The sequence below is a fragment of the Auritidibacter ignavus genome (assembly GCF_003703835.1).
In the GTDB taxonomy this organism is placed as follows: domain Bacteria; phylum Actinomycetota; class Actinomycetes; order Actinomycetales; family Micrococcaceae; genus Auritidibacter; species Auritidibacter ignavus.
This window is the reverse complement of record NZ_RDQR01000001.1, coordinates 44,689-63,010: the sequence shown is the minus strand read 5'-3', so window position 1 is coordinate 63,010 and position 18,322 is coordinate 44,689. Positions and strand designations below refer to the sequence as shown.

At 60.2% G+C, this 18,322-nt stretch carries 17 protein-coding genes, 1 tRNA gene and 1 other RNA gene; 8 read left to right on the top strand and 11 right to left on the bottom strand.

Annotated elements, in window-relative coordinates:
- Positions 1-124: 124 nt before the first annotated feature.
- A complete protein-coding gene (gene cysK, locus DYI20_RS00310) occupies positions 125-1,057 on the bottom strand; it encodes a cysteine synthase A (RefSeq protein ID WP_110099503.1) in 933 nt (310 codons plus the stop codon).
- A gap of 81 nt (positions 1,058-1,138) precedes the next feature.
- Positions 1,139-1,699, bottom strand: coding sequence for a peptide-methionine (S)-S-oxide reductase MsrA (msrA, locus tag DYI20_RS00305; protein WP_110099504.1), 561 nt, complete (start codon positions 1,697-1,699; stop codon positions 1,139-1,141).
- A 61-nt stretch (positions 1,700-1,760) separates the two neighbouring features.
- Here msrA and DYI20_RS00300 point away from each other — a divergent pair, with 61 nt between their 5' ends.
- Both DYI20_RS00300 and DYI20_RS00295 read left to right on the top strand, forming a co-directional pair.
- A complete protein-coding gene (locus DYI20_RS00300) occupies positions 1,761-2,675 on the top strand; it encodes a Nif3-like dinuclear metal center hexameric protein (RefSeq protein ID WP_110099505.1) in 915 nt (304 codons plus the stop codon).
- Positions 2,676-2,754: 79 nt separating this feature from the next.
- Positions 2,755-3,492: a zinc ribbon domain-containing protein gene (locus DYI20_RS00295; protein WP_110100367.1), complete on the top strand. Its 738-nt coding sequence runs from the start codon at positions 2,755-2,757 to the stop codon at positions 3,490-3,492.
- Positions 3,493-3,509: 17 nt separating this feature from the next.
- Here the strand turns inward: DYI20_RS00295 and DYI20_RS00290 are convergent, their stop codons facing one another.
- Complete coding sequence (locus DYI20_RS00290; protein ID WP_110100368.1) at positions 3,510-4,304, bottom strand: YaaA family protein; 795 nt, start codon at positions 4,302-4,304, stop codon at positions 3,510-3,512.
- Positions 4,305-4,425: 121 nt separating this feature from the next.
- Here DYI20_RS00290 and rnpB point away from each other — a divergent pair.
- The 3 genes from rnpB (at position 4,426) to DYI20_RS00275 (ending at position 7,287) form a co-directional block, all read left to right on the top strand.
- Positions 4,426-4,793: RNase P RNA component class A (rnpB, locus tag DYI20_RS00285), an RNA gene on the top strand.
- A 75-nt stretch (positions 4,794-4,868) separates the two neighbouring features.
- Positions 4,869-5,687, top strand: a complete 819-nt coding sequence (locus DYI20_RS00280) for an HNH endonuclease family protein (protein WP_244924634.1) — start codon at positions 4,869-4,871, stop codon at positions 5,685-5,687.
- Positions 5,688-5,901: 214 nt separating this feature from the next.
- The gene (locus DYI20_RS00275; protein WP_233487836.1) at positions 5,902-7,287 is read left to right on the top strand and encodes a glyceraldehyde-3-phosphate dehydrogenase; all 1,386 of its coding nucleotides are present in this window, start codon (positions 5,902-5,904) and stop codon (positions 7,285-7,287) included.
- A gap of 91 nt (positions 7,288-7,378) precedes the next feature.
- On the opposite strand, the gene def is transcribed toward DYI20_RS00275, so the two are convergent.
- The 5 genes from def to orn form a co-directional block, all read right to left on the bottom strand.
- A complete protein-coding gene (gene def, locus DYI20_RS00270) occupies positions 7,379-8,020 on the bottom strand; it encodes a peptide deformylase (protein ID WP_110099508.1) in 642 nt (213 codons plus the stop codon).
- Between the two features lie 31 nt (positions 8,021-8,051).
- A complete protein-coding gene (locus DYI20_RS00265; protein ID WP_110099509.1) occupies positions 8,052-8,363 on the bottom strand; it encodes an antibiotic biosynthesis monooxygenase family protein in 312 nt (103 codons plus the stop codon).
- Positions 8,364-8,390: 27 nt separating this feature from the next.
- On the bottom strand, positions 8,391-8,828 hold the full coding sequence (locus DYI20_RS00260) for a hypothetical protein (protein WP_110099510.1): 438 nt from the start codon (positions 8,826-8,828) through the stop codon (positions 8,391-8,393).
- Positions 8,829-9,020: 192 nt separating this feature from the next.
- Positions 9,021-9,093: transfer RNA gene (locus DYI20_RS00255), tRNA-His, on the bottom strand.
- 116 nt (positions 9,094-9,209) lie between these two features.
- A complete protein-coding gene (orn, locus tag DYI20_RS00250; RefSeq protein WP_110099511.1) occupies positions 9,210-9,854 on the bottom strand; it encodes an oligoribonuclease in 645 nt (214 codons plus the stop codon).
- Between the two features lie 204 nt (positions 9,855-10,058).
- On the opposite strand from orn, the gene mptB (DYI20_RS00245) reads away from it, so the two are divergent.
- The 3 genes from mptB (DYI20_RS00245) to DYI20_RS00235 are packed head-to-tail and all read left to right on the top strand — an operon-like array spanning position 10,059 to position 14,752.
- On the top strand, positions 10,059-11,723 hold the full coding sequence (gene mptB / locus DYI20_RS00245; protein ID WP_110099512.1) for a polyprenol phosphomannose-dependent alpha 1,6 mannosyltransferase MptB: 1,665 nt from the start codon (positions 10,059-10,061) through the stop codon (positions 11,721-11,723).
- Positions 11,720-13,351 carry a polyprenol phosphomannose-dependent alpha 1,6 mannosyltransferase MptB gene (gene mptB, locus DYI20_RS00240; protein WP_110110042.1) on the top strand — a complete coding sequence of 544 codons (1,632 nt, stop codon included), beginning with the start codon at positions 11,720-11,722 and terminating at the stop codon, positions 13,349-13,351. Before mptB (DYI20_RS00245) ends, mptB (DYI20_RS00240) begins: the two co-directional genes overlap by 4 nt.
- 6 nt (positions 13,352-13,357) lie before the next feature.
- Positions 13,358-14,752: a glycosyltransferase family 87 protein gene (locus tag DYI20_RS00235; RefSeq protein ID WP_110110043.1), complete on the top strand. Its 1,395-nt coding sequence runs from the start codon at positions 13,358-13,360 to the stop codon at positions 14,750-14,752.
- Here the strand turns inward: DYI20_RS00235 and DYI20_RS00230 are convergent.
- From DYI20_RS00230 to DYI20_RS00220, 3 genes are all read right to left on the bottom strand, one after another.
- A complete protein-coding gene (locus DYI20_RS00230) occupies positions 14,688-15,911 on the bottom strand; it encodes a hypothetical protein (RefSeq protein WP_110110044.1) in 1,224 nt (407 codons plus the stop codon). The two genes, DYI20_RS00235 and DYI20_RS00230, sit on opposite strands and share 65 nt — an antisense overlap.
- A gap of 129 nt (positions 15,912-16,040) precedes the next feature.
- On the bottom strand, positions 16,041-16,358 hold the full coding sequence (locus DYI20_RS00225) for a hypothetical protein (RefSeq protein WP_147472497.1): 318 nt from the start codon (positions 16,356-16,358) through the stop codon (positions 16,041-16,043).
- A gap of 837 nt (positions 16,359-17,195) precedes the next feature.
- Entirely contained in the window at positions 17,196-18,308 is a 1,113-nt protein-coding gene (locus tag DYI20_RS00220; RefSeq protein WP_110110046.1) for a hypothetical protein, read from the bottom strand.
- Between the last annotated feature and the right edge of the window lie 14 nt (positions 18,309-18,322).

The following is an 18,322-nucleotide window of genomic DNA, read 5'->3' as shown; positions in this document are numbered from 1 at the left end:
GTGTCATATTCCACTCTGAAACGTTACGAGACAAAAAAGACCCCCGCCGGTCCTAGGTGACCTGGGCGGGGGCCTGCAGCGCTCTTCCGGGCTTGCTGAGCGCGTACTGGCCTACCCCAGCCAGTTAGCCGCGAATGTCTTCGTACAGCACGGTGGAAATGTAGCGCTCACCGAAGTCGGGGATGATCGCCACGATCAGCTTGCCCTCGTTGTCGGACTTGGCGGCCTCAGCCAGCGCAGCCGAGATGATGGCACCAGCGGAAATACCGCCCAGAATGCCTTCCTGGGTACCGAGGTCGCGGGCAGCCTTGACGGATTCCTCCAACGTGGCGGCGTAGACCTCGTTGTACAGTTCGGTGTCGAGCACCTCGGGGACGAAGTTCGCCCCGATACCCTGGATCTTGTGCGGGCCGGGCTTGCCGCCGGAAAGGATCGGCGAATCTGCTGGCTCGACGGCCACGATCTTCAGCTCCGGCTTCTGCTCGCGCAGATAGCGCCCAGCACCGGTCAAGGTGCCACCGGTACCGATACCGGAGACCAGCACATCAATAGCGCCGTCGGAGTCTTCCCACAGCTCCGGCCCGGTGGTGTCATAGTGTGCCTGCACGTTGGCTTCGTTGGCGAACTGGCGAGCCCAGATGGCGTTATCAGACTCGGCCACGATCTGTTGGGCCTTTTCGACGGCGCCGCGCATCCCATCGGCACCGGGGGTGAGTACGATTTCTGCACCATAGGCGCGCAACATCACCCGACGCTCAGCCGACATGGTTTCGGGCATGGTGAGAATGACACGGTAGCCACGAGCTGCCCCAACCATCGCCAGAGCGATACCGGTGTTCCCGGACGTACCTTCCACAACGATGCCACCCGGGCGAAGCTCGCCGGACTTCTCGGCAGCGTTGATGATCGCGACACCAATACGGTCCTTGACTGAATTAGCTGGGTTGTAGAACTCCACCTTGGCCGCCACATTGCCAGGCAAGTCCTGGTCCAAGCGGTTGAGCTTGACCAAGGGGGTGTGACCAACAGCTTCGGTAATATTATTCAGTAGTGCCATGGGTGTTGCCATCCTTTCTTTCACCGCGGGCAACGGGTTAGTCTTTCCTTACTTAAGCGTAGAAGATCACGTGGGAAGGCATCAGTCGATCAGCCACGAAGCGTAATCTTTGCGGATTCGGGACAGTTTTGGGTTAATGACCACCTGGCAATATCCCATGGCGGGGTGTTTGTGATAAAAGTCCTGGTGCTCATCTTCGGCTGGCCACCAGTGCCCCGCCGGTTCGATGGTGGTCACAATCGGAGCATCCCAGAGCTGCTGGTGTCGGTCGATCGCGTCTGCAAAGTCCTGGCGGTCTTGCGCGGTGCGGGGGAAGACCGCAGAACGATACTGGGGGCCGACATCCCCACCTTGTCTGTTCAGACTCGTCGGATTGTGCGAGGCGAAAAAGATATCGAGAACCACCCCCACATCGATTACCTGAGGGTCAAAGCGGACCTTTACCGCCTCGGCGTGCCCGGTGGTGCCACTGCAGACCTGCCGATAGCTGGGATGGTCTACGTAGCCACCGGTGTAGCCACTTTCCACTGCGGTAATACCCCGGGTCTTGCGATAAATGGCGTCCTGACACCAAAAACAGCCCCCAGCCATGATGAGCTCACGGGTCTGCGGTGTCGCGTTCGTGTCGAAGTTCTGATCCATCACGCCAGGTATAGCGTGCTACGGGGGTGAATTCATTCCCTGACTGCGAGACAATAGAGACATGGCCGATTCCACACTCTCGTCAGCGTCCGATGCGTCCACCCAGCAGCACCGATACCACCGAACTCCCACCTTGCGCGAGGTGATCGAGGTGATGGAAGAACTCTGGCCGTTATCACTGGCCGAACCCTGGGATGCTTCCGGAGTGGTGACCGGCCGAGTTGAACAACCCGTGCGGCGAGTTCATTGGGCCGTTGATCCGGTTCAAGCGGTGGTCGATGAGGCTGTAGAGGCCGGAGCCGATCTGTTGATTACCCATCACCCGCTGTTGCTCAAAGCGGTGCACTCGGTGGCAGCGGACCAATTTAAGGGCAAAGTCGTGCACACTCTGATTGAGGGTGGGTGTGCACTGATTACCGCTCATACCAACGCCGATTCTGCGGTCGGCGGGGTCTCCGATGTGATGGCCGAGATTCTGGGCCTGCAGCATGTGGTGCCACTGGCACCGGCCGAGAAGGGACAATCAGTCAACGGTGAGGGGATGGGTCGAGTTGGGACGTTGCCCCACCCATTGCGCCTGGAAGACTTTGCCGCCCGGGTGTTTTCTGCTCTGCCCGCGGTCGCGCCCGGAGTGCGGGTGGCCGGTGACCGCAACGGCGTGGTCCGCACCGTGGCGGTGACCGGTGGGGCCGGAGACTCGTTATTCGACCAGGTGCGTGCCCACCACGCTGATGTATATGTCACCGCTGATTTGCGCCACCATCCAGCCAGTGAAGCCCGCGAACGGGCAGCACTAGAAGGCGACCGACCCTATCTGGTCGACGTCTCCCATTTCGCCTCCGAATGGCTGTTCTTGCCGGCAGCCGCACAGGCCCTACAGCGCGGGTTGGCCGAGCATGGCTGGACGGTTGACACTGGCGTCTCAGCACTGAACACCGACCCCTGGGACTTTGTGATCACCGCCGGTCGAAACTGATCACACCACAACAGACCCGACGAGAAGACACGAGACCAGAAGCGACGCGGACAGTGTACGGATCGAAAGGAATGGCGCGATGCCAGTGACACGCTACGACCCCGAAACCCAACGACGACTTCTCGACCTGCAGGCCTTCGACACCCAGATTGCCACAGCGAAACAGCGCCTGGCTCAGCTGAAGAAAGACCCTGATTACCAGCAAGGCAAAAACCAGTACGAGAAGTTCACCGATCAACTCCAACACCTCAACCGTCAACGGGAGGACGCTGGTCTCCGCCTGGCTGAAGCACAGTCAACCGAAGCATCCCTTGACCGGCGGGTGAAGACGTTGAGCGGGCAAGCAGAAGAGAACGCGGCGAACTCCCACCAGTTGAATGCGATCTTGGCGCAGAAATCCTCGGTGGAAGCCGATCTGGCGCAGGCGGAAGCGGCCACCGGTGCTGCCCGTGAGGCTGTGGCCGGGGTGGATGCCGAGATCTCCGCCTGCCAACAACAGCGTCAGTATTTGAAGCAAAACCTCGAAGAGCTCGCGGTGCGACTGAAAGACCAGATGGGCCAGATCGCTACCGAGGGCAAACGACTAACGGCAGCACGGGCTGAACTGGTTGGGAGCCTGCCGGAGGAGTTGGTGGCTCACTACCAAGACATTGCCCAGCGTAACGCAGGAATCGGTGTTATGCGGTTAGACGGCAATACCTCGGCCAGTGGCATGACACTGTCGCCGGTAGAACTCGCAGCGATTGACAATACGCCCGCCGACCAGCTGGCCTATGATCCAGAGACCGGCGTCATCCTTATTCGCGACGAGGCGTAGCGACGGAGTAGTCGGAGCTAGTCTTCAGGCAAAATGACCTGCAACGAGCCGCCCCGAGAGGCTTGGGGGCGCACCATTTCCACGTCCCAGCGGTCTTCACCACCGCTACGGCCGGCTTCTTTGACCACGTCGAGCACCTTGTCCAAGGAGCGCGTGGAGCGAGCATCGGCCTCGACTAAGGCTCGGGCAATTCGGCCACGGGTGTACTTTGCCGCGTGGGAGACAGTCTTCGGGGTGCCACCACGCATCTGGAAAACATTGACGGTCAATGTGATGGGGTGCGGGGCTTCCCACATTTTCTGATAACCACCGGATCGACAATCCACGATCGGGCCATCGTGGGTGGCGCGTTGGTCCAGCCACGGTGCCATTTTGGGGCGCCACCACTTAGCGGTCGTGCCCACGGTGTGCAGTTTGGCGGATACAGACATCCGGTAGGCCGGAATTCTATCGGCAATCCCGGTGACGCCGAACAGACCAGAGAAAACCAAAACTTTCTGCCGAGCGCGCCGTTTGGCCGCCGGCGTCAGGGAGGCATAATCGAATGCTTCATAGAGCACTCCGGTATAAATCTGGTGCGCTGGTGCGGCGGGTGCAATATTCAGGTGCTGGTTGGCGGCCACCTCATTGCTGAGTTTTCGGGACACCCCAAGCTCATCGTAGACCGTCGGCAACGAGGAGGCTGTCGCCAGATTTCCCATCATGGTGTGGCGCTCTCCGTTCAGTTGCGGGAACACCAAAGAATCCCAAGAGATCGGGCGACCTTTCTCTGGGTAATTCTTTCCTTCTGAAGGGGGCAAAAGCACTAGCATTAGTCCCACTCTAAACGGCAGAGACCAAACTCCCGGTGACCGACAAGTCGTGGCGATGTAAACAACAGTTGTTCTTATGGCCTGAGGGTGACCGCCGGGAACGCTAGACTAGCTGTCCGGGATGGTCCGGCAAACGGTCGCGGCTCAGCGACGTGAGTCGAGGAAAGTCCGGACACCGTAGGGCAGGATGGTGGGTAACGCCCACTCGGGGTAACCCGCAGGCTAGTGCAACAGAAAGTAAACCGCCCCTGTTGGGTAAGGGTGAAACGGTGGTGTAAGAGACCACCAGCGTTGCTGGTGACAGCAACGGCTTGGTAAACCCCATCCGGTGCAAAACCAAGTAGGGTGCCAACTCGTGGCCCGCGAGACGCACCCGGGTTGGTTGCTAGAGTCCTGCAGCAATGCAGTCTGACCTAGATGGATGACCGTTACCGTGGGCTTGGCAACGAGCCCACGGCACAGGATCCGGCTTATCGCCGGTCCATCCCACTGATCGTCAGCACCGGTGGCCACCTGCCGGTGAATATCTCCCACATCGTTAGGGTCTTAAAGGAGGACGCGGCTGTGCAGGCACCTTATCCTCGGCGTGGAAAGTCGCGGTCTCGCCTCGGCTCTCGGTCCCATCACCACAGAGGACATCGCAGGTCGCCAGGCATCGGGCGTAGCGCGAGCCGCCGGCGGAAGTCTTCCCGGCGCACGACCGGGACCGTCGTGGTGGCCGCCCTGGTGTTGATGGGGCTGCTCGTGGTCTTCGGGCTGTTTCCCGACCAGTCCACATTGACCGAGGTGGATGCCCAAGACCGCACTGCTGAAGAGCTCCTTGATCACCTGGAGACCGGGGACCGTGACTTCTCCGCTGAATATCAGCGCGAATACTTTGGTGATGGCTGGCTGGACCTCGACGGTGATGGGTGTAGTACCCGCAATGAAATTCTGGCCCGTGATCTCCAAAACGTCACCTACCGCAGTGGCACCGATGACTGCGTGGTAGACAGCGGGGTGCTTGAGGACCTGTACACCGGTCAAACCCTGACCTTCCAGCGTGGCGAGGACACCTCCTCGCAGGTACAAATTGATCACGTCGTTGCGCTATCAGACGCCTGGCAAAAAGGCGCCCAAGAACTGTCTGAAGACCAGCGCCACCGGTTTGCTAACGACCCGTTGAACCTTGAAGCCGTCTCCGGTCCGGTAAATACTGCCAAATCTAATAGCGACGCCTCTGAATGGTTGCCTCCGGATCCGGAAAGCCACTGCGAGTATGCCGGCCGACAGATCTCGGTCAAAGCCAAATATGAGCTGTGGGTCACCGCGGAAGAACGACAGGCATTGGAGAATATTCTGCAGACCTGTCCGGACCAGCCTGCCTACGAATCGGCGGTGTGAGCCATTGCTCCGCCGTGTGATGTCCCTGCCCACCGGCTAGTCGTGGTTAGAATGAAAGGACGTTTGGAGCCATCCGTAGCAGCCCGCCCTGCGACAAGGATGTCGTCGGGGCATTGCCTTCGCCAGAGAGGATGAACACCCAGTGGCAGATCACACCGCTGAGATTAAACAGGCCGAAGACAAGTGGGGACAGCGAGAAGAACTGGCAGAGCGGATGATCCCGCTGATCGGCCAGCTCTACCGCGACCACAATGTTGTCACCAACATTCATGGACGCACGCTGGTTCACAAGTCGGTCATCGACGTTATCCGTGCCCACCGTTTTGCCCGGCAGGTCGATGAAGCCGAACTTCCCATTGCTGAAACCTTCCCCCTGCTACAGGCAGCTACTCAGTTGAACCTGGGTGCGGCCAAATTGGACCTCGCCCTGTTGGTGCGTGACTGGCGGTCTTCGGGCGTGAACGACCCCGAAGAGTTCTTGCGCACCGCACTAGCTGACATTGTCGACGGCAACGGTGCCGGGGTGGGGGAAGAAACCGATGTGGTGCTCTACGGTTTCGGCCGGATCGGTCGCCTGCTGGCCCGGATTCTACTCTCCCACGCCGGTGGCGGAACCGGTTTGCGGCTGCGCGCCATTGTGGTGCGTCGCAACACCGATGACGACTTGATCAAACGCGCTTCCCTGTTGCGCCGCGACTCCATTCACGGGCCGTTCAACGGTTCGGTCGTGGTGGATGAGGACTCCAACACCATCACCGCCAATGGCACGCGCATCCAGGTCATCTACGCCTCCGATCCGGCCGAGGTGGACTACACCGCCTACGGCATCTCCGAGGCCATCGTGGTCGATAACACCGGGCGTTGGCGTGACGAAGAAGGCCTGAGCAAGCACTTGGCTGCTCGGGGGAGCGCCAAGGTGATCCTGACCGCACCGGGTAAGGGCGATATTAAAAACATCGTCTACGGTGTGAACCACACTGATATTCGGCCCGAGGACACGATCGTCTCCGCCGCATCGTGCACGACCAACGGCATCACTCCGGTGCTGAAGGTTATCCAGGACGAGTACGGCATTGACCACGGCCACGTCGAAACCGTGCACGCCTATACCAACGACCAGAACCTCACCGATAACTTCCACAAGGGCTCCCGCCGCGGTCGCTCGGCAGGCCTGAATATGGTGCTGACCGAAACCGGCGCGGCGAAAGCAGTGGCCAAGGCTCTGCCCGAGTTGAAGGGCAAATTATCGGGTAATGCCATCCGTGTTCCGGTTCCGGATGTCTCGATGGCTATTTTGAACCTGGAACTCAACAAGCCGACCTCGGTCGATGAGATCAACTCCCGCTTGCGCCAAGAGTCACTGACCGGTGCGATGCGTAGCCAGATTGACTACACCAACTCTCCAGAGGTCGTCTCCACCGACTTTGTGGGCTCCGAGCGTGCCGGCGTAGTTGATGGTCTGTCCACCATCGTCAATAACGGCACCCACTTGGTGCTCTACGTCTGGTACGACAACGAGTTTGGATACTCTTCTCAGGTCATCCGCGTCATTGAGAAGATGGCCGGTGAATCCCTGCCAGTGCTTCCGGCTCGCGACTAGGACCGCCCAACCGAGGCATCAGGACAGCGAACACCACAGCCCCCGAATGCGTCCCAACAGAAGGACGTGGCCGGGGGCTGTGCGTTGGTGGCTAGGAATCTTGCCGACTGTTTGGTGTATCCTCCGCTTCGGCCAGGGCCTCGGCGTCTACCTCGTGGCCGAAAGGATCCTGATCGTTTCCTGGCAACCAGGTGCGACCTTCGGTAGTCCAGCCGTGTTTTTTCAGCTCTTTCTTCCACCTTTTCGACCAGCGCTTATTCAACCGGTTGACATATAGCGTGCCGTTGAGGTGGTCGAATTCATGCTGCATAATGCGGGCAAACCAACCGGTGGCCTCGAAATCGAGCGCATCACCGTTGACGGTAAAACCTTGCAGGCGGACATGATCTGAACGCTGCAAGGGGAATCCCAGCCCGGGGACCGACAGGCAACCCTCGGTATCCTCGGTGCGGTCGGGTTCTTCCTCCGAAATTTTGCCCAGCACAGTCAGCACCGGATTGATCACTTCGCCGTGGGTGGGTGCTACCCCTGCGGTGTCCTCGTAGCCCCAGGTAAAGATTCGTAGCCCGACCCCAACTTGCGGTGCGGCTAAGCCAACGCCATTGGCAACCCGCTGGGTGAGGTGCATGTCCTGAACGAGCGTGACGATCTCCGGGGTGATCTCGGTGACCTCAGTGGCACGACGGTGGAGGACAGGATCACCGTGAATGGTGATAGGACGGATAGTGGCCACGAAAAATTACTCCTTAGCTCTAGAGTGATTTCTAGAGGTCGACGATCTCAAACTCGAGAAGCTCAGCACTTTGGGCGGCCGGTTTGGGACGCTCGCCCTGTTCGGAATCGTCATGGGCATGTGCGGCAGCTGCACCGTGGTCGCGCCAGTGTTCAAAGTCCTGACGGGAAGCCCATTGGGTGAAGACAAAATAACGGTCTTCGCCGGCAGTAGGGCGTAACAATTTGAAGCCTTCAAAACCGGGTGCTTGGTCGACAGCATGTTTGCGAGCAGCAAAACGCTGTTCGAGAGTTGCGCGAGCTTCGTCAGGTACGGTCAGCGCATTGATCACAACAATAGACATCGGGTAGTCAGCCTTTCGTGATATTTCCTACGGGGAGGTTGATGACTCGTCAAGACTCCAGCTCGTACCGCAGATCTCGTCGAGGGTGGCCGCGGCCTGCTGAATATCTGGGTTCGATAAATCGACATCCGGGACGGCATCGGGTGATTCACCGGCCATGGTCGAGACCTGTTGGGTAAATGCTGGCGCATACACGCGCATCGCCTCAGCGAGTCGATCATCGCTGGTCTTATCGGTGGCTTGGTTCCATTCCTCGGTCATCTGGTCACTGACGGTGGTGTTATCGGAGATGGCATCACCGTGGGTCTGGGACTGGACAGACTGAAACTCCAGCACCTTAGAACAGGTCTCATCGGTGGAGTCAGACCAACAACTACTCAAGGTGAGCCCAGCGATCACCGCGAGCACGCAACCGATCACACGGTGGGATACCAACGAGGCGACACGTTGAGTGCTCGATGCCATGACTGCTCCTGAGGTCACGAAAACAGCGCCACTGATCAGGGCTGTGCTGAGATTCGAGTCTAGTCTACTCCTGACCCAGACCGGTCTAATGGTGGGGCTTGGCGCCCCGATGACTCGGCAAGACCGGGTAGCCGGGGATGAAAAAAGTCCCGTGAACTCTCGAACGGAAAAGTTCACGGGACGATATTTCCGGGTGAGTAACGGGGCTCGAACCCGCGACCTTCTGGACCACAACCAGACGCTCTACCAGCTGAGCTATACCCACCATAAGGTCCTGCCCACCAGCGCATGATGTGTCATAGTCTGCTGGGCAACGCCTAGTAACTATACCCTGTTTTCTCGTTGACACCCAATCGGGAACAACATGCGGTAAAGAGGGCGTTAACGGGCGTAGTCAGCGGTCTGATAGAGCTCCAACTCACCGGCAATTTTTTGGGCTTGCGCTGCGGTGGGGCCGGGGGAGGGGACCATGATCGTATCTCGGTAATAGCGCAACTCATTAATGGAGTCGACGATATCTCCCAGGGCACGGTGGTTGCCCGATTTTTCCGGGGCATTCTCATAGGCATCAACAAACCAGCGTTTGGCCAGTTCTTTGATCGAGGAGACATCGACGATCCGGTAATGCAGGTGGTCGGTGACCGCAGGCATTTCTTTGGTCAAAAACAATTTGTCCTGGCCCACGGTATTGCCGGCCAGTAGCGCGGTGCGCGGGGTGGGGCAGTGGGTGGTGATGTAGTCCATGACCACAGCGGAGGCGTCCTGCAGGTTCATGCCCTGTTCCCACTCGTTGATCAAACCGGTGGAGGTGTGCATCTGGGTGACAAAATCATTCATCTGAGTCACCGCTGCGTCTGAGGGCTTAATCACGACATCGACCCCGTCGCCCAGAATATTCAGTTCCGAGTCCGTGACTAGTACCGCAACTTCCACCAGTGTGTCCACATCCGGGTCTAACCCGGTCATTTCACAATCGATCCACACCAGATTGCGGTTGGCATTCTCCACGGGGGTCTTCTCGGACATTCGTGTCTCCCTGACAGATTGATTTCACATGCTTCCACCGCCAGGAACAACAGTCCGGCAGTGTTGGTGTCTTCCACCGTACTCTCCGCTAACGATGATAGATTATGCACCGAATTAGCACGATGACACCCGATGAACAGCTGTGGGTGCGGCCGTTGCCCACTCCACCGGCCGGGTACCCCGGTTGCCATCAAAAGGACGAACATGACCACCACTGAGGTATCCACCGCCTCGGAGCAACCCCGCCGGGCGCTCTCACCCTCGCTGGTGATCGCGGCAGTGGTTGGTGTCGTGGGGTCGGCGATGGTGATGCTCGGGTCCTATGCAGTCGGCTGGCTGGCAGCGGCCTCACCGTTAAATCAGTGGCAGGTGCTCACCCCGTTGCGCGCGACCAATCACGGCGTGGCGATCGGAACGTTGCTCCTTACGCTGGGATGTTGGGTGATGTTCTGGGCCTGGTTGCGACTAGGGATTGTGCTGCGTCGGCGCGTCTCGTCTCAGCAAGGGTTCTACCGGTTTCCCGCCGGCTCCCTGGCCCCGGTGACCATCATTACCACCCTGTGGATCCTGCCACAGCTACTCTGTCTGCCCATCTTCTCCCGCGATATCTTCGCGTATGTAAATCAAGGACGGCTGGTGCTCTCCGGGGGAGACCCCTATGAAGAGGGCATTTCCAACCTGTCGAACTGGTTCCAACTGGGCACTGACACCACCTGGGCTGAAGACGCCACACCCTATGGTCCCATCTTCTTATGGATTGCCGCCGGCATCATGGCCCTCAGCGGTGTGGACAGCCCCGATCTGGCAATCCTGCTCTTCCGCGTGGTTGCTGTCGCCGGCGTGGCCTTGATCATGTACTACGTGCCCACATTGGCAGCCCACTATGGTGTGGACCCGGCTCGGGCCCAGTGGATCTCAGCAGCCAATCCGCTCTTTATTATTTCTTTCGTCTCCTCGGCTCATAATGACGCGTTGATGGTGGGCTTCGCGGTCGCTGGGATCTACTACGCGGTGCGCGGGCGCGGACTGATCGCGGTGCTGCTGGTGGTCGCCTCGATCGGCATTAAGCCCATCACGGTGGTGTTGCTACCCTTTATTGGCCTGTGGTGGGCCGGACGCAATCCGGGGTGGGTGCGCAAATTCGGCTACTGGGCCCTGACCTTGGCGATCGCTCTCGCCGTGCTGGTGGCTGTTGGACTCATCAACGGCTACGGTTTCGGCTGGGTATCGGTGATGGCCGAGACCGGCACGGGCTCGGTCCCGTGGTCGCCGATTGGTTTCACCTACGATATGATCCGCACTCCCCTCAACGCCCTGGGTATCCCCAGCGACTGGGTGCTGGACGTGCTGAAACTCATCGGTCGCATTGCCTCGGTCATCATCGTGCTGATTCTGATGTTCACCGGCCGACAATCCCAGCTGTTGCAACGGACCACCTGGGCGTTTGCCACTATCGTGTTGCTTTCACCGATCGTCCAGCCCTGGTACGTGTTGTGGTTGTTGCCCCTGTTCGTGGTGGTGGGCATCAAAGGCAACTGGCAACTGAAGCTGGTCATCGTGATCGTCGCCTTCTTCCTTGCCTTCGGTGCCGCTGACCAGCTGTTCATTTGGCAATTCCTCACCGTCGGGGAATTCATGCCCCACCTATCTACCGCGGTGTCCTGGATCTGCATCATCTGGATTCTGCTACTGGACCCGCTGACCTCCCGCATGATGAAAGAAGACTGGCACGTGCGTGACGGGTTGAAAAACACCTGGCGTCGCCTGCGGACCCTACGCGCCAGCGACCTGGCGTTCTGGCGGATCACCCGCACCCCGGACAGGCCACCGATTTCGCGCGAACCTGATCGGAGTGGTGCTGATCAATGACTCTGGGCATCTGGTTCCACCGTCGGTTGTTGAGTTTGGCCCATCCTGAACCACGCCGTCACCTGCTGACCGGGCTGATCGCTTCCCTGGCCATCATGGTCTCCTCCTGGGGCGTGGGGTGGCTCCCCAGCTCCCAATTCTCCTGGTTCGCCCACTCCACGGTGCTCAACCCCCTGCGTGTGGAAACCGCCGGGGTGCTCACCTGCGCCATCGTGCTGGTCACCGCCTCACTGTTACTGGTTCGCTGTTGGTTACGCCTTGGGCAAGATTTGCGATTGCCGCACACCCGCTACCGCGGGATAAACCCCGAGCCTGAACCTGGGGCGCCCGCCCGACTGGAACACGCCCGCTATCGGGTGCTGACCCGAGCCATGGTGCTCTGGACGCTTCCGCTGATCTTCACCTTCCCGATCTTCTCCCGTGACGTTTACTCCTATATTGCCCAAGGGCAGGTGTTGCACTCCGGGTGGAGCCCCTATGAGACCGGGGTATCCACGCTACCCGGGTGGTTTAGTCAAGGCGCCGACTCCATTTGGGCCGAATCCCCCTCACCGTATGGGCCCCTGTTTCTGCTACTGGCACAAGGCATCACCTTTGTCTCCGGCCAGGTCCCGGAAATCGCGGTCCTGCTGTTCCGCGTGGTCTCGATCGCCGGGCTGTTTCTGTGCTGGTACACCGTGATTGAGCTGTCTCGCCGATTCGGCGCCCGCCCCGACTGGGCGTTGTGGGTCAGCGTACTCAACCCACTGGTCAGTCTCTACTTGGTGGCTGGAGTCCACAACGACTCGTTGATGCTGGGGCTGCTGTTGGCCGGGTTCCTGCTGTTAGGCAGTTACCGGCCCACGACCGGCTGGTGGCTGCGCACCGTGGTGGGGCTGGTACTGATCGCCTGTTCGATTGGCATCAAACCTCTGACAATTCTGGCCCTGCCCTTCGCCGGGATGATGCTCTGTCGACCCGACCCACATGACCAGCGCGAGGTCAGCTATCGGCAACGGATACTCGCCTGGGGACTCTGCGCGGTCGTGGTCGGTGCGGTGATGACCGTCTTCGGCTGGATCTCCGGGCTGTGGTTTGGCTGGATCCCGGCCATGACCACCGCTGGTGACGCTGCCTTCCCCTATGCGCCCTTCGGGTTGCTCGGCCTGGGTATCGGCTGGATCACCGACGCGCTGGCCCAGACCGGTATCCGCCCGGTCGCCGACGTGGTCTACACGCTGGGTACCGTGATCTCTGCTGTGGTGGTGGCCTACCTGGCGCTGAAGCGCTCGGTGACCCACCCGGTGATTTCCACCGGTATCGCGCTGATCGTCTCCATTCTGCTGGCACCGATCATCCAGCCCTGGTACCTGCTGTGGGTGCTGCCGCTATTCGCCGTGGTCCGGCTGTGGCATCCGCGCTGGTCCTGGATGCTGTACCTACTCATCATGGTGCTGGTGGTCATCGGCGTGGTCGATCAGGTGTCGGTGGCCGAATGGATTCCCATCCTGCTGGTGCGGGTGATCACCGGCGTCATCGGTGTCATCGGGATGGCGGGGTTGCTATTCTGGGATCCGGCCACCTCACAAGCCTTCCCGCCGCAACGCGACCGAGATGCCACCACGCTACGACACCTGGAGAAAGACTAACCCCTTATGCCTGCACCCACTGACTCCACCACACGCACCCCGGAACGCCGCCCGGTGCCCCGGTCGGCAGTCACCCCCCGACTGCTCGTGGTGCTGGTGCTGGTCACCCTGGTAGCGGCTGTGTTGGCGTTGCTGTCCAAACAATGGTGTCGTGTCAACGGCTGGGGGACCCCGGATGCGCACATCCACATGTGTTACTCGGACTTCGCGCAACTGTTTCCCACCCGCGGGCTGGCCGAAGCTTGGTTCCCGTTCTACACGCCACTACCCGAAGACCAGTGGCTGGAATACCCGGCCCTGCTGGCGGTCATCGCCGGTCTCACCGCCTGGATGGTGCCCGGTGAGGGCGCAACGCTGGAACGCACCGTGGCCTACTTCGACATCAACGCCGCCCTGATCACGGTGTGCTGGATCATCACCGTGATTGCCACCGCCTACACCGCCCGCAACCGTCCCAAAGACGCACTGTTGGTAGCTCTTGCTCCTGCGATGATCCTGACCGCGTTCATTAACTGGGATCTGTGGGCGGTGATGCTCGGCTCGCTGGCGCTGTGGGCCTTTGCCCGGAACCAGAACGTACTCGCCGGGGTGCTGATTGGGCTGGGTACGGCCATGAAGCTCTACCCGTTATTCTTCTTGGGCGCGATCCTGGTGCTGGCGATCCGTACCGGCAAACTCGGAGTGTTCGCCAAAGTCATCTTCCCGGCAGCGATCACCTGGCTGGCGGTCAACCTGCCATTTATGCTCACAGCCTTCGACCAATGGTCGCGGTTCTACACCTTCTCCTCCGATCGTGAAGTGTCCTTCTCCTCGATGTGGTTGGCCCTGGACTTCACTGGCTGGTCCGGGGAGACGTTTTCGCTGATCTCCAATGGGCTGTTCGCCCTGTGTTGCGTGGGGTTCCTGATCCTGGGCTTGCGTGCCCCGGTCCGGCCCCGCATGGCTCAGTTGTGCCTGTTGATCGTGGCTGCCTTTATTCTGCTCGGAAAGGTCTACTCACCACAGTTTGTGATGTGGCTGATCCCGCTGGTCGTGCTCGCGCGCCCCAAACAGGCTCAATTCTGGATCTGGCAGGCCGCGGAGGTGTATCACTTCGGCGGAGTGTGGATGGAATCGGCCCGGATCACCTCCGGTGGCGAGTTCGGTGACTGGTGGGTCACCGCCTGGTACGCCACCGGCATCATCGCCCACATGGTCACCCTGATCTGGATCTGTTTGTCAGTCATCGGCGATATCCTGCGTCCGCAACGCGATGAACTGCGCGGTGACGGTAGCCAGAATTCACCGCTTGATCCAGGTGGGGGAGACTTCAACGCTGCGGCCGATCGGTGGGTGCTCAGCCCCGCTCGTCGAAACGGGAGCGTCGATAGGTCGCAGGCCACGTCACCCGCAACAAGGTGATCCGTCCATCAGATTCTCGTTGCACCCGGCCACTGAGCAGTGCATCGTCGAGGCCACGACGCAGTCTGGCCTGTAGCCGCGGACTGTTGTCGGGGGCGGCATCGGGGCCACGCAGTCGGCGGAGGGTAGCCTCGATGAGCTGATCGACGGGCATCCCGCCAGCCTCGGTCTCTTCGGCCAGCGTCGCCCAGTGGGCATTGGCAATTTCTCGGATCGGCGCCTGGACCAAGGGCAGATAATCGGGGTGGTGATCGTTGGGAAAAGTGCGGTGACAAATCCACTCGTCGGGATCCACCCAGGCCGGCCACAAGGCCCCATTGTGGTCCTCCACCAGGAGACCGGTGGCCAGCTGGGTGTCAAGAGCATCGTCGGTGTCCCTGGGAACATGGGGTCTGACGGCTGCTGAGTCGGCGACGGCCATAATGTCGTGTACGCTCTCGCGCAACACGGGCCAGTGGCGTGTGATTGCCTCACGCACGAGTTTTCCATAACGAGTCACCGAGAACGGACCGGGAGGGTCGATCAGGGCCGGTTGATCCCACCGAGAATCCAGTACCCGTTGGGCCTCGGCCGCGTAGCGAGCCGCCGCGGCGAGGTCGGTGGAATCAGGCGCGGGACCACCCCAGCCGAACAACCGCACCCCTCGATCGGCATGATCGTAGGCCACTTCAAGATCAGTAACCATCTCATCGAGCTGAGTCAGTTGGTCCTCTCGAGGTGGATACATCGACGAATAGGGCTTGAGACGGCGAGAAAATTCGGTCCGGGCGCGATGATATTGACTCCGAAACGCCTGCACATGCGGGTTGGAATCCACTAGCCAGCCTGCGTTCTCCGGTTCGGTTGTCACATGATGGATCTGGGAGGCTGATCGAGCTTCAAGGGCCGTGAAACGATCCGTGATCCTTTGCAACTTGTCGGCGCGCTCACGGCGTTCGGCCTCCTGCTGGTTCTGCTCTTTGCGTGCGGCGATGCGATCTTGCTTTTCCTGCAGTTGCCTTTGATCGCTTGCCGCTAGGGACGAGAACACGAAAAAGCCAACCACCAGCAACACAATAATGCCGACCACTATGTACCAGTATTCAATGGCCAGGCCCAGAACGACCAGCAGGAGAATCACTCCCAAACACCCCAGCCCGCCACCTTGTTGTTGGCTCACCGCAACTCGCTTTCACTCATGGAATAGCTGACGTCCAGCATCCCGCGCGACTTATCTGAAAGTAGCCTAAAAGGTTCCTAGGACAACGTGAGACGTCGGGGGACTTATTGAAGCTCATGTGGCTCGTCATCAGGCATCATCGGGCCGTGCCCGGAACGGACGTCGGTAGGTGACCGGCCAACACACACCCGAGGCGATGAACCTGCCGTGAGCGGTGCGTTGGACCCGGTCGCTTTCCATAGCGTTTTGAAGTCCTTGCTGGAGCCGGTCTTGCGCGTGGTGGTCTGGGCTGACGGTGATCGAGGAATTGATGACGGCGTCGGTGCCCACCAATCGATGCCACGTAGCCTCCAGCAACTGCTCAGCCGAGAGCCTCTGCGTTGCAGGGGCCTGGGCGAGGACGGCCCAGTGGGCGTTGGCGATTTCCCGGATGGGGATGCCTGGCACACGCACAGCTGTTCGGGGCGCTCGGTCCTGGAAAAGGTGCGGTGACAGATCCACGCTTGCCGATCCACCCAGCTTGGCCACAGAGCGCCATACTGGTCTTCCACCACGTGAACTGTGGTGCATTGCAGCGGCCATTGCGTGGTGACCAGCTCGAAGACCGAGGTGTTCACTCGTGTGGCAGACGCCGCTGGAGGAGCCTCGGCTCGGGCGGGTTGGCCCCAGCGCGGGTCGAGCGCTCGTTGTGCTGCGGAGATGTAGCGGGGGGTTCCGGCCCGGTCATGTGGTGCGGGCGGTGGCCCTGTCCATTCGAAGCCCTGGACACCTCGCTCAGCGTGGCGGGAGGCATCTTCGCTCTCCTGAACCAGTTCACCCAACGCGCGAGGATCGTCAGCGGAGGGAGGATACTGCGGTGACGAGGAGTCGGTGAGTTCACAGAACATCTCCTGGGCGTGAAGGTCGTGACGGTAGAACTCGGCGGCGTGAGGCCGCGTCTCCACGAACCATCCGGAATCGGGGTGCGGGTGCAACGCCTCAAAGCGTTCGGTGAGATCCTCAATCATCTCGTCTCGGGCGGCGCCCCCACCATCTGAGGCGCTTCACTCAAGTGGCCTCGGCGGTTTTCTTGTTGTTGGTCCATACCTTGCTGACCCCGGCTAGCCAGAACGATCAACACAATCAGCAGGATCAGTCCAAAACAGCCCCCGCACCCTTTGCGCACCACAGTCTCCCTCTGCCTCGATTGCCACCAGGCTCTCACGGTCTGCTCACCCGGCGAGACCATTCGTGGATTAGCTATTGGCGCGGTGTAGCACGGGATAAGGATCAGCAGGTTCAGTGTTAGGAACGTGAATGCCGGGGTGTGACCGGACGCCGGTAGAGCACCGGCCACTGGGTGCGTCCTCTCCTGATCTGGTTCGGACCGGCTGTCGCTAACCGGTCGGTGGCCAGTCCGGTCTCGAGGGCATCCCACACCCGTTGTTCGGCTTGGGGAGATGCGTGCAGGTCCTCGGCGGTTAGTCCGAGCTGTTCGGCGGTAGCGACGACCAGGTGGTTGGTGGTGGCGCGCTGGTCCTCGCAGGTGCCGAGTCCAGCCCAGGCGGCATTGGCGAGCTCAATCAACGGTACAGCGTCAGGATCGGCCAGCTGCTCAATGCTGAGCTGGCGGAATACGCCCCAGTCGGGTTGATGGGTGGAAGCCGGCCAGATGAACCCGTCATGATCACGGGCCAAAAGCTGGTGGGTCACCAGCCTGTTGAGTAAGGAATCCAGGGTTTTCTGTTCGGCCTGGCCGAGGCCAGCGGCGGTGAAGTCATCACGGATGATTCGTTGATGCACCGGCCAGTTTCTGGCCACATATACCATCAGGTTTTCTGCTAAACGCTCTGGCTGGTTGTCCGCCACAGTATCCCGGCGCAGTGGGGCACCCCAACGCCGGTCCAGGATGAATTGGGTGTTGTTGGAATCGCTAACCGTATCGCTGAGTTTGATGGCTCGATCAATTTCGAGGAAGTTTTCGGTCAGTTCGCCCAGCACCGAGACGAGGGCGTCCAGTTGCTGTGAGGACACCTGCAGGCTACCGGGTTCTGGAGCGAGCTCGGTGAAGCGTTGATAGCACGCTGACTGGCTGGCTCGGAAAGCGCGGACGAACCGACTGGACTCATCGGCCCAGCCCGGGGTGTCGAAAACCACCTCGGTGCTCGAACCAGGGTGTCGGGGGTCAGGTCCCTCGGGCAAGGCCAGCAAGGCAAAGAGCTCCTGTTGCAATTCCGCCAGACGCCGTTGCGCATCTAAACCGGCGTGGTTTCCTTCCGTAGCTGTCAGCTCGTGGTCTTCACTGCGACCTCCCAACAGCCGGGAGGCCATCATGTTCCAGCCGAACACCAACAGAGCGATACCACCCACCACCGCTACGGCCACTAGTAAGGTGCGGAAGAGCTCAAAACCATCCATGGATCCTCCTTGTC

Excerpts from the sequence above, each read along its gene's own strand:
- DYI20_RS00235 (WP_110110043.1), top strand. The coding sequence starts at position 13,358 with ATGCCTGCACCCACTGACTCCACCACACGCACCCCGGAACGCCGCCCG.
- msrA (WP_110099504.1), bottom strand. The coding sequence starts at position 1,699 with ATGGATCAGAACTTCGACACGAACGCGACACCGCAGACCCGTGAGCTC.
- DYI20_RS00300 (WP_110099505.1), top strand. The coding sequence starts at position 1,761 with ATGGCCGATTCCACACTCTCGTCAGCGTCCGATGCGTCCACCCAGCAG.
- DYI20_RS00220 (WP_110110046.1), bottom strand. The coding sequence starts at position 18,308 with ATGGATGGTTTTGAGCTCTTCCGCACCTTACTAGTGGCCGTAGCGGTG.
- DYI20_RS00290 (WP_110100368.1), bottom strand. The coding sequence starts at position 4,304 with ATGCTAGTGCTTTTGCCCCCTTCAGAAGGAAAGAATTACCCAGAGAAA.
- DYI20_RS00260 (WP_110099510.1), bottom strand. The coding sequence starts at position 8,828 with ATGGCATCGAGCACTCAACGTGTCGCCTCGTTGGTATCCCACCGTGTG.
- mptB (WP_110110042.1), top strand. The coding sequence starts at position 11,720 with ATGACTCTGGGCATCTGGTTCCACCGTCGGTTGTTGAGTTTGGCCCAT.
- DYI20_RS00295 (WP_110100367.1), top strand. The coding sequence starts at position 2,755 with ATGCCAGTGACACGCTACGACCCCGAAACCCAACGACGACTTCTCGAC.
- DYI20_RS00275 (WP_233487836.1), top strand. The coding sequence starts at position 5,902 with ATGATCCCGCTGATCGGCCAGCTCTACCGCGACCACAATGTTGTCACC.
- mptB (WP_110099512.1), top strand. The coding sequence starts at position 10,059 with ATGACCACCACTGAGGTATCCACCGCCTCGGAGCAACCCCGCCGGGCG.
- cysK (WP_110099503.1), bottom strand. The coding sequence starts at position 1,057 with ATGGCACTACTGAATAATATTACCGAAGCTGTTGGTCACACCCCCTTG.
- orn (WP_110099511.1), bottom strand. The coding sequence starts at position 9,854 with ATGTCCGAGAAGACCCCCGTGGAGAATGCCAACCGCAATCTGGTGTGG.
- DYI20_RS00265 (WP_110099509.1), bottom strand. The coding sequence starts at position 8,363 with ATGTCTATTGTTGTGATCAATGCGCTGACCGTACCTGACGAAGCTCGC.